This window comes from Pseudoalteromonas sp. NZS11_1, from assembly GCF_015864275.1.
In the GTDB taxonomy this organism is placed as follows: Bacteria; Pseudomonadota; Gammaproteobacteria; order Enterobacterales; family Alteromonadaceae; genus Pseudoalteromonas; species Pseudoalteromonas arctica.
Genome location: NZ_JADYXK010000001.1, coordinates 287,173 through 302,987 on the forward strand (window position 1 = coordinate 287,173; position 15,815 = coordinate 302,987).

The following is a 15,815-nucleotide window of genomic DNA, read 5'->3' on the forward strand; positions in this document are numbered from 1 at the left end:
TTTACCCTACTTGACTAAAAATATACCCTTGGTAACCCAAAAACGCTATTAGCAATAAGCCGCCTTCTACTCTATTGATACGTTGGGTGCCTCTAAAGTTCAATGACATAATAATAAGAGCAAGTGTTGCGCCAATCATAATTAATACGTCTCGGCTTACTAATGATGGGTCAATGGCAGAAGGGTTAATAATACCGGCAAGTGGTAATACCGCTAGAATATTAAATATGTTTGAGCCAACAATATTACCTAGTGCTAAATCATCTTCATTTTTAAGTACACCTGCAACCGAAGCGGCAAGTTCAGGCAAACTAGTACCGATGGCAATAATTGTTAAGCCAATGACTAGGTCGCTTAAGCCGAAGTATTTAGCAATATCGACAGCCGAACCTATTAAAAAATGAGAACTAACAGGTAGGAGTATCATGCCGACAACTAACCAAAATACCGCTTTTTTCGTAGGTACATCGTTTGGTACATCGTCGCAGGCTTCTGAGACAAATGGGTCATCTTGGTTTTTTGCACGCATAGATACAATAATTAACCCACCGATGAATACGATAAAGCCAACCAAAAGTGCAACACCTTCATTAAATGAAAAGTAGTTATCTGAGAACACATACCAAGTAGCTAAAGATACGAGCATCACTAATGGCATTTCACGTTTTAATGTACTTGATGAAACTGAAAGAGGGCGAAATAGAGCAGTGATACCTAACACAAGTAAAATGTTTGTAATATTAGAGCCAACAGCATTGCCAACCGCTGTGTCGGTTTTGTTAGCCAGAGCGGCAGAGGCTGAAACCATCATTTCGGGTGCTGAAGAGCCCATAGCTACCACGGTTAAACCAACAATAAGTGTAGGTACACCAAAGTTTTTAGCAAGAGCCGCAGCGCCATAAACAAACCTGTCTGCACTCCAAACAAGAGCTGCAAAACCAAGAATTAAAATAACAAACGAGGTAACCATTGTGTTAAGCCAGTTATACAAAATACGGATGGCGCGAATAGTAACAAAAGCCAAGATGAAAGTATAAATAAAAGAGTAAGGTCAACTAGGTAACAATGCTGCTTTTAAACAGCTAATTTAAAAATTTAAGCCGGGGTTAAGCTGTTTTGAGCGAGTCTTATAATCCTTTTCATGGGTGTATTACAAAATCTTACGAATTGTTTTTTCCATCTTTGACAAAAAAGCTTTAAAATAGGTGCACTAGTGAACATTTTTATGGAGAGCGACTTGTCGCAATCAATAGTAGAAGTCAAGGATGTTAGCTTTTCGAGAGGCAATAGAACTATATATAAAAATATGAGTTTTAGCGTTCCTAAAGGTAAAATTACTGCGATCATGGGGCCAAGCGGAATTGGCAAAACCACTATGTTGCGTTTAATTGGTGGTCAGCTTAAACCAGATTCAGGTGATATTTTATTTGAAGGTGGCAGCATTCCTAAAATGTCTCGTAAAGAGTTATACGAAGCACGTACTAAAATGAGCATGCTTTTTCAAAGTGGTGCGCTGTTTACTGATATGTCGGTATTTGACAATATTGCATTTCCTATAAGAGAGCACACAAAGCTAAGTGAAGACCTTATTCGATTAGTTGTATTAATGAAATTGCAAGCGGTTGGGCTACGTGGCGCTAAAGATTTAATGCCCTCTGAGTTGTCCGGCGGTATGGCAAGGCGTGCTGCACTTGCGCGGGCTATAGCACTTGATCCTGAGCTAATCATGTACGATGAGCCATTTGCAGGACAAGATCCTATTTCGATGGGCGTATTGGTTAAGCTAATTAAGTCGCTTAACGAAGTATTGAGTTTATCGTCTTTAATTGTGACACACGATGTGACAGAGGTAATGAGTATTGCCGATCACGTTATAATTATCGCCGATCAAGGTGTAATTGGTTGTGGTACTCCTGATGAAATGCGCAATCATGAATCTCCTTTAGTTCAACAGTTTTTAAAAGGCTTGTCGGATGGTCCAGTACCATTTCATTTTCCGGCTCAAGCTTATGCAGACGAACTACTTGGAGAAAAAGCATAATGTTGGATTTATTTCAAAAGCTAGGGCATAAAACGCTAGGACGTTTTGCGGCTCTTGGCCGTTCGGCTTATATGCTGTTTAGTGCGCTTGCGCATGTTCCTAATTTTAAAAAAGGCACACCGTTACTTGTTCGCCAACTTTATATGGTGGGTTCGCAATCGTTACTGATTATTATGGTGTCGGGTTTGTTTATCGGCATGGTGTTGGCTCTACAAGGTTACACAGTATTAGTTGGTTATGGCGCTGAGGATAGTTTAGGGCCGTTAGTGGCTCTGAGTTTATTGCGAGAACTGGGCCCGGTTGTTACTGCATTACTATTTGCAGGACGCGCAGGTAGCGCATTGACTGCTGAAATTGGCTTAATGAAAGCAACAGAGCAACTTTCATCACTTGAGATGATGGCAATCGATCCGCTAAAACGTATTATTGCACCGCGCTTTTGGGCGGGTTTTATAAGCATGCCATTGCTTGCATTGATATTTTCAGCCGTAGCAATCATAGGCGCTCATTTAGTGGGCGTAGATTGGCTGGGGGTTGATACAGGTAGTTTTTGGTCAATCATGCAATCACAAGTGTCGTTTCAGCAAGACATACTAAACGGTATTATTAAGAGTTTTGTATTCGCCATAGTGGTGACCTGGATTGCGCTTTATAAAGGATATGACTGTGTGCCGACCTCAGAAGGGATCAGCAAAGCAACCACCGAAACGGTTGTTCATTCGTCATTAGCAGTTTTAGGTTTTGACTTTATTTTGACAGCGGTAATGTTTACCAGCTAATAGGGTATAGATAATGAATTCACGGAAATTAGAAATTTTAGTTGGTTTTTTTGTAGCACTTGGCATTTTAGCTTTTGCGATGCTCGCACTTAAAGTTGCCAATTCAGGTATTAGTGGCTCTGGCGAAACATATACGCTTAATGCCAAGTTTGAAAACATTGGCTCATTAAAAGCGCGTGCGCCGGTAAAAGTAGGTGGTGTTGTAATTGGTCGTGTTGAATCAATTTATGTACACCCACAAGAGTTTTTACCAGTGGTAAACATGACCATTGATGCACAGTATTTATGTCGTTTTTCAGACACAAGCTCAATCTCTATTTTAACGTCGGGTATTTTAGGTGAGCAGTACTTAGGTATTCACCCTGTCATTTCTCCAGATTCGGCTAAACAACGTTGTTTAGGCGAAACAGTGACTGAAAACAAGCAAGATGAAGCAATTGACGATTTGTTTGGTGTGGAAAGTAAAGCACTAGGTGATGGCGATTCAATTACTGATACTAAGTCTGCCATTGTACTTGAAGAATTAATCGGGCAGTTTTTATTCAACCAAGGTAGTGAGTAATTATTATGTTGAAAAAGTTTTTAGCTATTGTAGCAATTGGCACAATGACGCTAACTCAAAGCGTAAGTGCAGCAGATGTTAAATTGGTTGATCCAAATAAAATGGTACGCCAAGTTGCCGATAATACATTTGCACGTATTAAAAAAGATCAGCCATTAATTGTTAAAAATCAAGAGCATCTTCGCGTAATCGTTGAAGAAGAATTAATGCCTTATATCGACTACAAATATGCAGCACTTCGCGTACTAGGTAGTGAAGTATCTAAAGTACGTGCAATTACCGACGAAGCTGAAAAAGCCAAAGCAATTAAAGAAATTCAACGCTTTATTGGTGTGTTTAGAGAGTATTTAGTTGCTACTTATGCAGGTGTATTCACTCAATATACAAACCAGAAAGTTGAGTTTGGTGCAGAACAAGCATTTAAAGGCAAAGATGTCGTTGTCGTTAAAACTAAAATTATTGAAGATGGTAAACCTGATATCAGAATCGATTTTAAAGTACGCGAAGACCGTGACGGTGAATGGCGCGCGTACGATATGATTGCTGAAGGTATTAGTTTACTAGACGCAAAACAAAGTGAGCTACAAGGTATTTTGCGTCAGCAAGGTATTGATAATGTAAGTAACCTTTTAGAGCAAAAGAGTCAGCTACCAGTTCAGTTTAGAGGCAGTAACTCGAATGACTAAATTGGCAATAAGCCAAGTTGATGGACAACATTTTCGAGTAAACGGTGAGCTTACTCGAAATTCAATTGGCGATGAACAGCTTCTGAACAACAAGCTATTAACCAAGCATAAAATCATCTATTTCGACCTAAGTGGTGTATCTAGGGTTGACACAGCGGGCTTAGCTTGGTTAATTCACTCTTTTGCAGAATTAAAGCAGCAAGGCATTCGCCTTGAATTGCAAAACCTACCTGAGCAATTGCAAAATTTAATGCAATTGGGTCAGGTTACAACCCTATTTGAGTGAGAGTTATGGAAACTAGCCAAGTCGAAACATTATTACGCGAAGAACTTCAATTAGCTGAAGTACATGTAAAAGCCAATGGTAGTCATTATGAAGTTGTTGCAGTAGGTGAATGCTTTGACGGTTTAAGCCGAGTTAAAAAGCAGCAGCTAGTTTATGGCCCATTAATGAATACAATTTCAGATGGCACAATTCACGCAGTATCTATTCGTGCATTTACTCCTGTAGAGTGGAAGCGTGAACAAAAATTTATTTTACCGCAATAAATAGGGCCTCTTAATGGATCAATTTGTAATTCAAGGTGGTACTTCACTTGCTGGTGAAGTGACTATTTCTGGCGCTAAAAATGCCGCACTTCCTATTTTGTTTGCTTCATTATTAGCTGATGGAAAAAGTACATTTACTAATGTACCGCGCCTTCGCGATATAGTGACCACTGAAGCCTTATTAAAAACTCTAGGCGCTGATGTTAATTGGCACGGCGATACGCTAGTGATTGACGGCGCAACGGTTAATAAAACATTAGCGCCATACGACTTAGTTAAGCAAATGCGTGCCTCTGTACTTGCATTAGGCCCTTTAGTTGCTCGTTTTGGTGAAGCTCAAGTGTCTTTACCTGGTGGGTGTGCTATTGGTGCTCGCCCTGTTGATATACATATTCAAGGTTTGGAGCGCATGGGCGCACAAATAAACGTTGAAAATGGTTATATTAATGCCAAGGTAAACGGTCGCTTAAAAGGCGCTGAAATCTTTATGGAAATGGTAAGCGTAGGCGCTACCGAAAATCTATTGATGGCAGCAGCCCTCGCTGATGGTAAAACCATACTTGATAATGCTGCACGCGAGCCCGAAATAATTGATTTAGCTAACTGCTTAATTGCTATGGGCGCTAAAATTACGGGTGCAGGCACTAGCCGCATTGAAGTTGAAGGCGTTGAGCGTTTAGCAGGATGCGAGCACAGCATTTTACCAGACAGAATAGAAACAGGTACATTTTTAGTCGCTGCAGCAATGGCAGGCGGTGAAGTACTTTGTAAAAACACTGACTTTCATTCTCTTGAGCCTGTGATTGAAAAGTTACGCGCAACAAATGCACATCTAGAAGTGCATAACGACAGTATTTATCTTGATATGCGCGGCCGAGAACTGAGAGCCGTGAATATTAAAACAGCTCCACACCCAGGTTTCCCTACGGATATGCAAGCTCAGTTTACAGCATTAAATGTAGTAGCGAATGGTAGTGCGACTATTACAGAAACGATTTTTGAAAACCGTTTTATGCATGTACCAGAGTTACAGCGTATGGGTGCTAATATTCGTTTAGAGGGGCATACCGCAATTTGTGGTGAGACTGAGAGCTTAACGGGCGCGCAAGTGATGGCAACCGACCTACGGGCTTCAGCTAGCTTAATCTTAACGGGTATAGTGGCACAGGGTGAAACGGTTGTTGACCGTATTTATCACGTTGATAGAGGCTATCAGCGCATTGAAGATAAGCTAAGTGCGTTGGGTGCAAATATTAAACGTCGAAGTAGTTAAGTAGATATTTAACTAGCTAAGCTATTTTAAAAAGGTCGGATACGCAAATTGCTATCCGACCTTTTTATTGACGATGTATGAAAGTTGGTATTATTTTTTATTAAAGCTTTGTTTCAAGCTCAGCTACCACCACCATGATTTTTTCTATTTTACCATTCCGGTAAAGCTCAAATTCTATTTCTTTACCGGGTTCTGTATTACCTATTTCTTCCAGCACTTTTTGTGGATTTGCTACCGAAAGCCCTGCAATTTTAATAACAATATCTTGCTCTTCAATGCCAGCTTGCCATGCTGGTCCCAAAGGGTCTAAATTAGTAATACGCATGCCAGTAACTGGGGTTAGGCTGTCGTTCACTTCCTTGCCGGTACTATCTACTGCTGTGCCTTCAAAGCCTAAATAGCCGCGCACAACGCGACCATGACGAATGAGCTTACCCATTACTTTTTTAGCAAGTGAGTAAGGAACCGCAAAGAATATTCCTTGAATATTCAAGTTCTCACGCGTTTTAAACTGCGCAGAAGTAATGCCGACTAAATCACCATTGGAGTTAACTAATGCGCCGCCAGAGTTGCCCACATTAATAGCCGCATCCATTTGCAATAAGTTATTATACGGACTGTCTGTAATTTTTTGCTTACCCGTTGCGCTAATAATGCCTTGCGTGATTGTTTGGCCTAAATTAAGCGGGTTACCTATGGCAAGTACAACATCGCCTACACTGGATACATAGCTATCATTTACAGGAATTACCGGAAGGTGATCTGCATTTATTTTAAGTAAGGCTAAATCAGTAATAGTATCAAAACCAATTAGCTGTACATCAAAAAAGCGTCTGCCATCGGTTAGAATAACCATAATTTGATCTGCATTATTAACAACATGGTAGTTGGTAAGAATGTAACCGTCTTGCGACATGATGACGCCAGAGCCTAGCTCTTGTACCGTGTTTTTTCTTTTATAACGAGGTTCTTTGGAAATACTTTCTGAAAAAATAGTAACCACAGAAGGAGCTGCTCGTTTAACTGCATCAGAAAAACTCAGGTGACTCGAACTCATTGCGCTTGGTAGGGGAACATTTGGAAGTAAGGCCGCTCGCATATTAGGGCTGAAAAAAACCACTAAAAAAGCAATACTTAGGCCTGCAAATAAAGGGGGAAGAATAAATTTTATTAGTTTCAGCACGATTTTCTTATTATGTAAGTGAGCAATCTCTTTATGATGACATAAAAAAAATAACAGCGGCAAGTGCCACTGTTATTTTTATTACATTAATAGTGCTATTTATTACTGAATTAAAATAAATATAGACTCACGACCACGTTGCACGCCAAGTACTATATTACCTTTTGTACTATCGATGATTTTATTCATGTCGCGAATTGTTTCTACTCGTTGACGATTCACTTGCATAATAATATCGCCTTCTTCAAGGCCAACACGGGCAGAAGGTGAACGAGGATCTACAGAAGTAACCTCAACACCTTTATTACTGTTTTTTTGTACATTTTCAAGTGTCGCGCCTTGGAATGCGGGATGGAGCTCTTCACCGGTCGCTGTAACACCTGATGCACCATCAAGAGTTACTTTCACTGTTTTAATTTTACCATCGCGGTAAATGCCTAGTTTTATCTCACGGCCTTCACCTAGCGTAGCAATTTTGCTACGTAGTTCATGGAAGCCACTAATGTCGCCACCGTTTATGCTAACAATAACGTCACCAGCTTCAATTCCAGCCTTACTTGCGGCAGTGTCGTCCATTACTTGCATTACATAAGCACCTTGTTTGACATCAAGTTGCTGTGCTTTTGCAAGTCCAGCATCAAGTGGACGACCAGAAATGCCTAACGAGCCTCGACGCACTTCACCATGTTCAATAATTTGATCGACTAGATTTTTCATCATATTAGATGGAATCGCAAAACCAATACCCACGTTGCCGCCAGAAGCACCTAAAATAGCGGTATTAATACCAATCAACTCACCATTGAGGTTAACTAAGGCACCGCCAGAATTACCTTGGTTAATAGCTGCGTCGGTTTGAATGAAATCTTCGTAGCCCTCAATGTTTAAACCACTTCGACCAAGGGCACTAACAATACCTGATGTAACTGTGTGGCTAAGGCCAAATGGGTTACCAATAGCGACAGCAAAGTCACCCACTCGTAAATTATCTGAGTTTGCGAGTTTGATTTCAGTTAAGTCATCAGCGTCTATTTGTAAAAGAGCGATGTCTGATTCTGTGTCAGTACCAATTTTAGTTGCTTCAAATTCACGGCCATCTTCGAGAGTAACTACCATTTTTTCGGCGTCTTGTATTACGTGGTTATTAGTCACTACATAGCCCTCATCAGCATCAATAATGACCCCAGAACCTAATCCACTAAATTGGCGTTTTTGACTGCGAGGCTGTTGCTGTCCAAAAAAGTATTCGAGAGGATCTGCACGGCGGCGTACTTCTTTAGAGCCTGAAACTTGGATACTTACAACACCAGGAGATATTTTCTCTAGCATGGGGGCAAGAGTGGGTAGTTGTTGACCATTTACTGCAATTGGCATTTTTGCATAAGACGCTACAGGGCTCATTAATAAGCTTGTAGATAAAATAGCTGCGCTGATAAGTGATAATTTCATTTTCATAGTCAGGGGTAACTCCACTTAAGATAAAGCAAAAACAAAAAGGGCTACTTTAAAAGCAGCCCTTTTTGGTTTATTAAGATAAAACAACAAAGCTGTTATATCTAAAGACTATGGGGTCTAAAAAAAGTTCATCAAGATACTTTAGAATGTTCTGAAACTTTATTTTGACCAGCAAATAAACCAGATTCACCCGATACATAATCAGCTGGTTGCGCTGCGGCTGAAGAACGATCTGAACGACGCTCTTTTAAAGACGCTTGTAGTTGTTCTGTTGTTTCTTTAGAAAAATAAGGTTCTGCTGGTGCTTTATTTCTATCTTCTAGAAGAAGTTGGTTTGTTTCTTCAACGTGACTAAGCAGTTGATCATAGTTTTCTTTCATTTTATTTACGAGCTTGCCAGTATTCGCTAAATGATCAGCTACATCTTGACGATACTGCTCTAACGCATTTTCAGCTTGCTCTGCCTGCTCTTTTAATTCATCTTGTTTGAATTGTTTTTTAGTAACAAATGCGCCAATAAAAAATGCTACAACAGCAGCAATAACAATTAAACCTACCCACATAACTGTGCCCATAAAAACTACCCCTTTGGGAAAATAACTAACGAATGCCGATTCAATTATAAATCATACTAAGTGTAATATACCCCGAGTTATGATGCGTGTTAATATGCTTTGCAAATTAAACTGTGTTTTAACTGTAAATAGATATGACTCCTTGGCAAACATACCAACAAGACTTAAAGCGAGATGACTTTGTACACGACGCAGCACAAGAAAATGCTGTGCGCCATTTACAACGTCTATACGATGACCTAACTCAGGCAAAGCCAAAACAAAAAGGTTTTTTTGCTAAGTTATTTAGTAAAGATGAACCTGCGCCTATAAAAGGTTTGTACTTTTGGGGTGGAGTAGGGCGTGGTAAAACTTATTTAGTTGACACTTTTTACGAATCACTACCAGGCACACGTAAAATGCGCGTGCACTTTCATCGATTTATGCACCGAGTGCATAATGAGCTTAAAAAACTAAACAATACGGCTAATCCATTAGAAAAAATAGCCGACACTTTCAAAGCTGAAACAGACATAATTTGTTTTGATGAGTTTTTTGTTCAAGACATTACCGATGCTATGTTGCTAGGTGGCTTAATGGAAGCGCTATTTGCACGGGGTATAGTACTTGTTGCTACATCTAATATAGTGCCTGATGAGCTTTACAGAAATGGCTTGCAGCGTGCCCGCTTTGTCCCTGCTATAGAACTGGTTAAGCTCAATACAGAAATAGTTAATGTAGACTCAGGTATTGATTATCGGTTGCGTACTCTAGAGCAAGCCGAAATTTTTCATAGTCCGTTAGATAAAGAAGCGGATAAAAACTTATTTGAATACTTCGATAAGCTATCGTCAGAGCCTGGACAATTAGATGAGCCGATAGAGATAGAAGGTCGTTTAATCAAAACGCGAAAAGTAGCTAAATGCGTGGTGATGTTTGAGTTTAGTGAATTATGCGAAACAGCGCGTAGTCAGGTTGATTACATGGAGATTAGTCGCTTATATAATACGGTGATTATTTCTAACGTAAAACAGCTTGGGCAAACTAATGATGATGCCGCTAGACGCTTTATTGCTTTAGTAGATGAATTTTACGAGCGCCATGTAACTTTAATTATATCGGCTGAAAAACCTATTACCGAACTTTATACCCAAGGTAATTTAAACTTTGAATTTAAGCGCTGTATAAGCCGTTTGCAAGAAATGCAGTCTCTAGAGTATTTAGCTAGAGAGCATTTGGTTTAAATTAGTAGGTAAAAGTGTAATAGGTTAGCCATTAAAAATAAGAGGTGCATATATAGTACTTCTTATTTCTAAAATTTCTTGTGGAAAAAACAACCGGCGAGTAGCAATGTGTTTTAAGTGCTGGTATACTCCCGCGTCTGCCACGTTGCGTTCTATGCCCTCATATAGTCTAGCCACTTGTGAGCGGCGCAAAAGTCTAAAACTCGAAGGGGTTATAGCAAACTTAGAGCAGTAGTTAATATTAACTACTTGTGGTTTTAATTGAAAAACATTGGATTTTTATAAATGAAAACGTTTGTTGCTAAACCAGAAACAGTAAAACGTGACTGGTACGTAGTTGACGCTGAAGGTAAAACTTTAGGTCGCATCGCTACTGAAATCGCTCATCGCCTACGCGGTAAGCATAAAGTTGAATATACACCGCACGTAGATACTGGTGATTATATCATCGTTATCAACGCTGAAAAAGTTACTGTAACTGGTAACAAATTCAAAAACAAAGTGTACTATTCACACTCTGGTTTTCCAGGTGGTCTTAAGTCTACTACTTTTGATAAACTTCAAGCTGCAAAGCCTGAAATGATCATCGAGAAGGCTGTTAAGGGCATGTTGCCACGTGGTCCTTTAGGCCGCGCTATGTACCGTAAACTTAAAGTTTACACAGGTACTGAGCACAACCATGCTGCACAACAGCCTCAGGTTCTAGACATTTAAGGAGCACCATCATGGCAAATCAATACTACGGTACAGGTCGTCGTAAAAGTTCAAGTGCTCGCGTATTCTTACGCCCAGGCACTGGTAACATCGTAATCAACAAACGCTCTCTAGAAGAGTATTTTGGTCGCGAAACAGCACGCATGGTTGTTCATCAAGCTCTTGAGCTAGTTGATATGACTGAAAAATTTGACCTTTACATCACCGTTTCTGGTGGTGGTACAACTGGTCAAGCTGGTGCTATCCGTCATGGTATCACTCGTGCACTTATGGAGTTTGACGAATCATTACGTTCACAACTTCGTAAAGCAGGTTTTGTTACACGTGATGCACGTAAAGTTGAACGTAAGAAAGTGGGTCTTAAGAAAGCGCGTAAGCGTCCACAGTTCTCAAAACGTTAATCTATACGTTATCAAGAATTCAAAAACCCAGCTTATGCTGGGTTTTTTGTTTTCAAATCAAAATGTTTACATTTGCAACTTAATATAAAGTTATTTATATCGACGGTGATACTGGGTGATTGCAGTAATTAATGATGATCAAATTGATTAATAACTGCGTATTAATCAAACGAAAGTTAAAAAACACTCAGATAGCTGCAAAAAAGTTAAATAATTATCGTAATTAGTTTAAATCCATCAGTTAATTGGTGGAATTTTTTGCTACAATTGGCATTGAAGTAAAATGAGTGAGTTTAACCGCACTATGTACAGTTTTTACTGTTTCCTCTTAGTGGTGTTGATCTTGGTCAGTATATTGTTTTTACAGAAGCGTTATTATAGTCGTTCGGCTTTATTCTCGAGCTTACTTAATCAAATTTTGATCAAGTTAGTTTTATTCGAGCATAGGGCTTTGAATAACCTTGTTTTAATCAAGGGTTTTAATTATGATCGCTTCTATTTTAAAAATTCGAATAATTAACCTGCTGTAACTGATGTTCTCAATATAGCAAGTGTTGAGAATCATAGTGGAGATAAGTGGATGAGCAATGCGCCTGTAGACAATGGCCGACGTCGCTTTTTAACCATAGCTACCTCTGTTGTAGGTGGTGTTGGTGCGGCTGGGGCTGCTGTTCCTTTTATTGCGTCTTGGAATCCAAGTGAGCGAGCTAAATCTGCGGGTGCGCCTGTAGAAGTAGATATCAGCAAACTTGAACCGGGACAATTAATACGTGTCGAGTGGCGTGGTAAACCTGTATGGGTTGTATCACGGACCCCAAAAATGCTTGAGCAAATGAAAGAACATGAAGGTCAACTTCGTGATCCGCATTCGCAAGAGCCACAACAATTAGAATCATCAACAAATGATTACCGTTCATTACGTCCAGAAATCTTTCTGGCTGTAGGTATTTGTACGCATTTAGGGTGTTCACCTGGCTTTTTCCAAGGTAACTTTAGTGAGAAAGTTGAAGGAACCGATGATGGCTTCTATTGCCCATGTCATGGTTCTAAATTTGATATGGCTGGCCGTGTATTTCAATCGGTACCTGCTCCATTAAACTTAGAGATACCACCTTATACTTTTCTTGATGAGACCACTATTTTAGTGGGCGAAGAAAAAGGGGCAGCCTAATGTTTGGTAAGATTATTGGTTGGATAGACGACCGTATCCCAATGACACGTGTTTGGAACATGCATATTGCACAGTATCCAGCACCTAAAAACTTTAACTTCTGGTACTTTTTTGGCTCATTAGCCATGTTGGTACTAGTAAACCAAATCCTAACAGGTATTTGGTTAACGATGAACTTTGTTCCGTCTTCTGAAGGCGCATTCGCTTCAGTAGAATACATCATGCGTGATGTAGAATATGGCTGGTTATTACGTTACTTGCACTCAACTGGTGCATCAGCGTTTTTCATCGTTGTATATATGCATATGTTCCGTGGCATGATCTACGGTTCTTATCAAAAACCACGTGAGTTACTGTGGTTATTTGGTATGTTTATTTTCTTAGCGCTAATGGCTGAAGCATTCATGGGGTATTTATTACCATGGGGGCAAATGTCGTTCTGGGGTGCACAGGTAATCATTTCCTTATTCGGGGCTATTCCGGTTATTGGTGATGACTTAACACTTTGGATCCGTGGTGACTATGTAATATCAGGTGCAACGCTTAACCGCTTCTTTGCATTACATGTAATTGCACTACCATTGGTTATCGTAATCTTAGTTTTCTTACACATTGTTGCTCTACACGAAGTGGGTTCAAATAACCCTGAAGGTATTGAGATTAAACGTAAGAAAGGCTCAGTAGCTGAAGAAGATAAGCCTAAATTTAAATTTCATGAGTATTACACTGACAAGAAAGATATTGTTGATGCGATACCGTTCCACCCTTACTACACAGTTAAAGATATTGTGGGTGTGGTTGGTTTCTTAATATTGTTCTGTTGGGTTGTGTTCTTTATGCCAGCGATGAATGGCTTCTTTTTAGAAGGTCCAAACTTCGAGGCAGCTAACCCACTTAAAACACCTGAGCATATTTTCCCGGTTTGGTACTTTACGCCATTCTATGCAATCTTACGTGCAATCCCTGATAAGTTAATCGGTGTTGCGGCGATGGGTGCATCGATTGTGGTACTTGCGTTACTACCTTGGGTAGACCGTGGTAGAGTTAAATCGGTTCGTTACCGTTGTGGTTTCCATAAATGGAACATTGCAGGTTTTGTTGTAACTTTCGTTCTTCTAGGTTGGGTGGGTGCAACTCCACAAACTGATATGAAAACGATTATTTCTCAAATCTGTACTGTGACTTACTTTATGTTCTTCGTACTGTTGTTTGTATACAGTAAGAACGAAAAAACTAAGCCATTGCCAGAGAGGTTAACGAAATGATGAAGAAGCTTATTATTGGTTTATTTGCTTTATCAGTAAACTTGTTGCCGAACATGGTTATGGCAGCGGGTCCATCGGTTCCTTTAATGGAAGCGAACAACGACCTTACTGATCAACCATCTTTACAACGCGGTGCAAAGTTGTTCATGAACTACTGTCTTGGTTGTCACCAAATGCAGTATCAACGTTATGAACGTACTTTTCGTGATATCGGTATCCCAACAGAGGTTGGTTTAGAGCAGTTGATTTTTGACGGCTCTAAAGTAGGTAGTCATATTACTAACGCGATTACAAAAGACGATGCAGCAAAATGGTTTGGTGCGGCTCCGCCGGATTTAACTCTAATTGCTCGTGTAAAATCACCAGATTATATTTACACGTACTTAAAATCGTTTTATAAAGATGAATCTCGTCCGTTTGGGGTTAACAACATTGTTTTCCCATCGGTAGGTATGCCTCACGTTCTTCAAGAACTACAAGGTTTACCAACACCTATCACTAAAGAAGTACAAGAGCATGGTCACACTGTGACTAAAGTTATTGCTACTGAAACAGATGGTACGGGCGAATTAAGCATAGATGAATACGACCAAGCGGCTCGTGATTTAACAAACTTCCTTGAGTACGTGGGTGAACCTTCACGTCTTGAATCGGAAGCGCTAGGTATTAAGGTAATAGGATTTTTAATTATCCTGTTTATCTTGGCATTTATGCTTAAGAAAGAATACTGGAGAGATGTTCATTAGGTTGAACATTTTTAAAGGTAATTTTGCAATAGGGGCTTAAGCCCCTTTTGCTGTTTTAGTTATTTAATGGAGGTATAGGCATGGCCGTAGCTGCCAATAAGCGCCCTGTAATGACCCTTTTTTCTGGTGCTAACTGTATGTATAGCCACCAAGTACGTATTGTACTTGCGGAAAAAGGTGTAAGTGTAGATATTCATTTGGCTGAAAAAGATAACTTGCCAGAAGCACTTCACGAAATTAACCCTTACGGTACAGTGCCAACACTGATTGACCGTGAGCTTGGTTTATACCAGGCAAACATCATCATGGAATACCTTGATGAACGTTTTCCTCATCCTCCACTAATGCCTGTTTACCCGGTAATGCGTGGTCGTAGCCGCTTAATGATGCATCGTATTGATACTGATTGGTACAGCCTAGCTGACAAAATCAGTAACAACACGTCAGACGCTGCTCAAGCTCGTAAAGAGCTAACAGAAGCATTGCTTGCTGTAGCACCTATTTTTAGCGAAGCACCTTACTTTATGAGTGAAGAGTTTAGCTTAGTAGACTGTTATTTAGCTCCACTATTATGGCGTTTACCAGAGTTTGGTATTGAGCTTAATGGTGCAGGTTCTAAAGAGCTTAAAGAGTACATGATCCGTTTATTTGAACGTGAGTCATTCCAAGCCTCTTTAACTGAAGCTGAGCGTGAGATCCGTTTATAATGACGCCTAATCGTCCTTATTTATTACGTGCTTTTTTTGATTGGATAGTCGATAACGAGTGTACACCGCATTTAGTGGTAGACGCTGGATTTGCAAATGTACAAGTGCCAACACAATTTGTTCAAGACGGACAAATTGTTTTAAACATAAGTCCATCAGCGGTCACACAGTTTTCGTTAGACTTAACCCAACTTAGCTTCAGTGCGCGCTTTGGTGGTCAGCCAATGCAAGTGTATGTACCTCTAGGTGCTGTGCTTGCAATATACGCGCGTGAAAATGGCGAAGGAACAGTCTTTACCGCAGATGAGTTTTTAGAGGACGAAGACGATTTTGTGCCAGAGCTTGAAAGTGTTGATTCATCAGCTGAGTTTATTGATGAAACACCACCAGAAAAGCCTGAGAAGAAAAAAGGCTCTCATTTACGCGTTATTAAATAATAAGTAAATGCCAAAAAAAACCGCTGAATAAGCGGTTTTTTTATGTCT

Annotated in this window: 19 protein-coding genes; 15 read left to right on the forward strand and 4 right to left on the reverse strand. The window is 39.9% G+C overall.

The features are described 5' to 3' along the window. Nucleotide 1: 1 nt before the first annotated feature. Nucleotides 2-970, reverse strand: coding sequence for a calcium/sodium antiporter (locus tag I6F44_RS01205; RefSeq protein WP_024607453.1), 969 nt, complete (start codon nucleotides 968-970; stop codon nucleotides 2-4). Nucleotides 971-1,225: 255 nt separating this feature from the next. Between I6F44_RS01205 and I6F44_RS01210 the strand changes: the two genes are divergently transcribed. Genes I6F44_RS01210 through murA form a run of 7 tightly spaced genes read left to right on the forward strand, consistent with a single transcriptional unit; the run spans nucleotide 1,226 to nucleotide 5,890 of the window. Then, on the forward strand, nucleotides 1,226-2,041 hold the full coding sequence (locus tag I6F44_RS01210; protein WP_076916424.1) for an ATP-binding cassette domain-containing protein: 816 nt from the start codon (nucleotides 1,226-1,228) through the stop codon (nucleotides 2,039-2,041). Then, nucleotides 2,041-2,820 (forward strand): lipid asymmetry maintenance ABC transporter permease subunit MlaE, encoded by a 780-nt coding sequence (gene mlaE, locus I6F44_RS01215; RefSeq protein WP_002957949.1) that lies wholly within the window; start codon nucleotides 2,041-2,043, stop codon nucleotides 2,818-2,820. The genes I6F44_RS01210 and mlaE overlap by 1 nt, the downstream gene beginning before the upstream one ends. Before the next feature lie 13 nt (nucleotides 2,821-2,833). Continuing rightward, on the forward strand, nucleotides 2,834-3,382 hold the full coding sequence (mlaD, locus tag I6F44_RS01220; RefSeq protein ID WP_002957950.1) for an outer membrane lipid asymmetry maintenance protein MlaD: 549 nt from the start codon (nucleotides 2,834-2,836) through the stop codon (nucleotides 3,380-3,382). Between the two features lie 5 nt (nucleotides 3,383-3,387). After that, a complete protein-coding gene (locus I6F44_RS01225; RefSeq protein ID WP_101163629.1) occupies nucleotides 3,388-4,068 on the forward strand; it encodes an MlaC/ttg2D family ABC transporter substrate-binding protein in 681 nt (226 codons plus the stop codon). Beyond that, on the forward strand, nucleotides 4,061-4,354 hold the full coding sequence (locus tag I6F44_RS01230) for an STAS domain-containing protein (RefSeq protein ID WP_010554274.1): 294 nt from the start codon (nucleotides 4,061-4,063) through the stop codon (nucleotides 4,352-4,354). The genes I6F44_RS01225 and I6F44_RS01230 overlap by 8 nt, the downstream gene beginning before the upstream one ends. A gap of 5 nt (nucleotides 4,355-4,359) precedes the next feature. Further along, nucleotides 4,360-4,617, forward strand: a complete 258-nt coding sequence (locus I6F44_RS01235) for a BolA family protein (RefSeq protein ID WP_002957953.1) — start codon at nucleotides 4,360-4,362, stop codon at nucleotides 4,615-4,617. A gap of 13 nt (nucleotides 4,618-4,630) precedes the next feature. Beyond that, nucleotides 4,631-5,890: a UDP-N-acetylglucosamine 1-carboxyvinyltransferase gene (gene murA, locus I6F44_RS01240; RefSeq protein ID WP_007580318.1), complete on the forward strand. Its 1,260-nt coding sequence runs from the start codon at nucleotides 4,631-4,633 to the stop codon at nucleotides 5,888-5,890. Between the two features lie 100 nt (nucleotides 5,891-5,990). Here the strand turns inward: murA and I6F44_RS01245 are convergent, their stop codons facing one another. The 3 genes from I6F44_RS01245 to I6F44_RS01255 all read right to left on the reverse strand — a co-directional run bounded on the left by I6F44_RS01245 (nucleotide 5,991) and on the right by I6F44_RS01255 (nucleotide 9,103). Continuing rightward, nucleotides 5,991-7,073, reverse strand: a complete 1,083-nt coding sequence (locus tag I6F44_RS01245; RefSeq protein ID WP_007580320.1) for a trypsin-like peptidase domain-containing protein — start codon at nucleotides 7,071-7,073, stop codon at nucleotides 5,991-5,993. A 102-nt stretch (nucleotides 7,074-7,175) separates the two neighbouring features. Beyond that, nucleotides 7,176-8,528, reverse strand: a complete 1,353-nt coding sequence (locus tag I6F44_RS01250; RefSeq protein ID WP_010554276.1) for a Do family serine endopeptidase — start codon at nucleotides 8,526-8,528, stop codon at nucleotides 7,176-7,178. A gap of 131 nt (nucleotides 8,529-8,659) precedes the next feature. Continuing rightward, nucleotides 8,660-9,103, reverse strand: coding sequence for a YhcB family protein (locus I6F44_RS01255; protein WP_007580324.1), 444 nt, complete (start codon nucleotides 9,101-9,103; stop codon nucleotides 8,660-8,662). A 134-nt stretch (nucleotides 9,104-9,237) separates the two neighbouring features. Here I6F44_RS01255 and zapE point away from each other — a divergent pair, with 134 nt between their 5' ends. From zapE to I6F44_RS01295, 8 genes are all read left to right on the forward strand, one after another. Then, entirely contained in the window at nucleotides 9,238-10,326 is a 1,089-nt protein-coding gene (gene zapE, locus I6F44_RS01260) for a cell division protein ZapE (RefSeq protein ID WP_010554277.1), read from the forward strand. 285 nt (nucleotides 10,327-10,611) lie between these two features. Then, nucleotides 10,612-11,040, forward strand: a complete 429-nt coding sequence (rplM, locus tag I6F44_RS01265) for a 50S ribosomal protein L13 (RefSeq protein WP_007378318.1) — start codon at nucleotides 10,612-10,614, stop codon at nucleotides 11,038-11,040. Nucleotides 11,041-11,048: 8 nt separating this feature from the next. Next, nucleotides 11,049-11,441, forward strand: a complete 393-nt coding sequence (rpsI, locus tag I6F44_RS01270; RefSeq protein ID WP_024590200.1) for a 30S ribosomal protein S9 — start codon at nucleotides 11,049-11,051, stop codon at nucleotides 11,439-11,441. 580 nt (nucleotides 11,442-12,021) lie between these two features. Beyond that, nucleotides 12,022-12,612, forward strand: a complete 591-nt coding sequence (petA, locus tag I6F44_RS01275) for a ubiquinol-cytochrome c reductase iron-sulfur subunit (protein ID WP_007580333.1) — start codon at nucleotides 12,022-12,024, stop codon at nucleotides 12,610-12,612. Next, nucleotides 12,612-13,877, forward strand: a complete 1,266-nt coding sequence (locus I6F44_RS01280) for a cytochrome b (RefSeq protein ID WP_007580335.1) — start codon at nucleotides 12,612-12,614, stop codon at nucleotides 13,875-13,877. The genes petA and I6F44_RS01280 overlap by 1 nt, the downstream gene beginning before the upstream one ends. Then, a complete protein-coding gene (locus I6F44_RS01285; protein ID WP_007580337.1) occupies nucleotides 13,874-14,623 on the forward strand; it encodes a cytochrome c1 in 750 nt (249 codons plus the stop codon). Before I6F44_RS01280 ends, I6F44_RS01285 begins: the two co-directional genes overlap by 4 nt. 80 nt (nucleotides 14,624-14,703) lie before the next feature. After that, nucleotides 14,704-15,330, forward strand: a complete 627-nt coding sequence (sspA, locus tag I6F44_RS01290; RefSeq protein ID WP_002957965.1) for a stringent starvation protein SspA — start codon at nucleotides 14,704-14,706, stop codon at nucleotides 15,328-15,330. Beyond that, on the forward strand, nucleotides 15,330-15,767 hold the full coding sequence (locus I6F44_RS01295; RefSeq protein WP_007580339.1) for a ClpXP protease specificity-enhancing factor: 438 nt from the start codon (nucleotides 15,330-15,332) through the stop codon (nucleotides 15,765-15,767). Before sspA ends, I6F44_RS01295 begins: the two co-directional genes overlap by 1 nt. Nucleotides 15,768-15,815 lie beyond the last annotated feature (48 nt).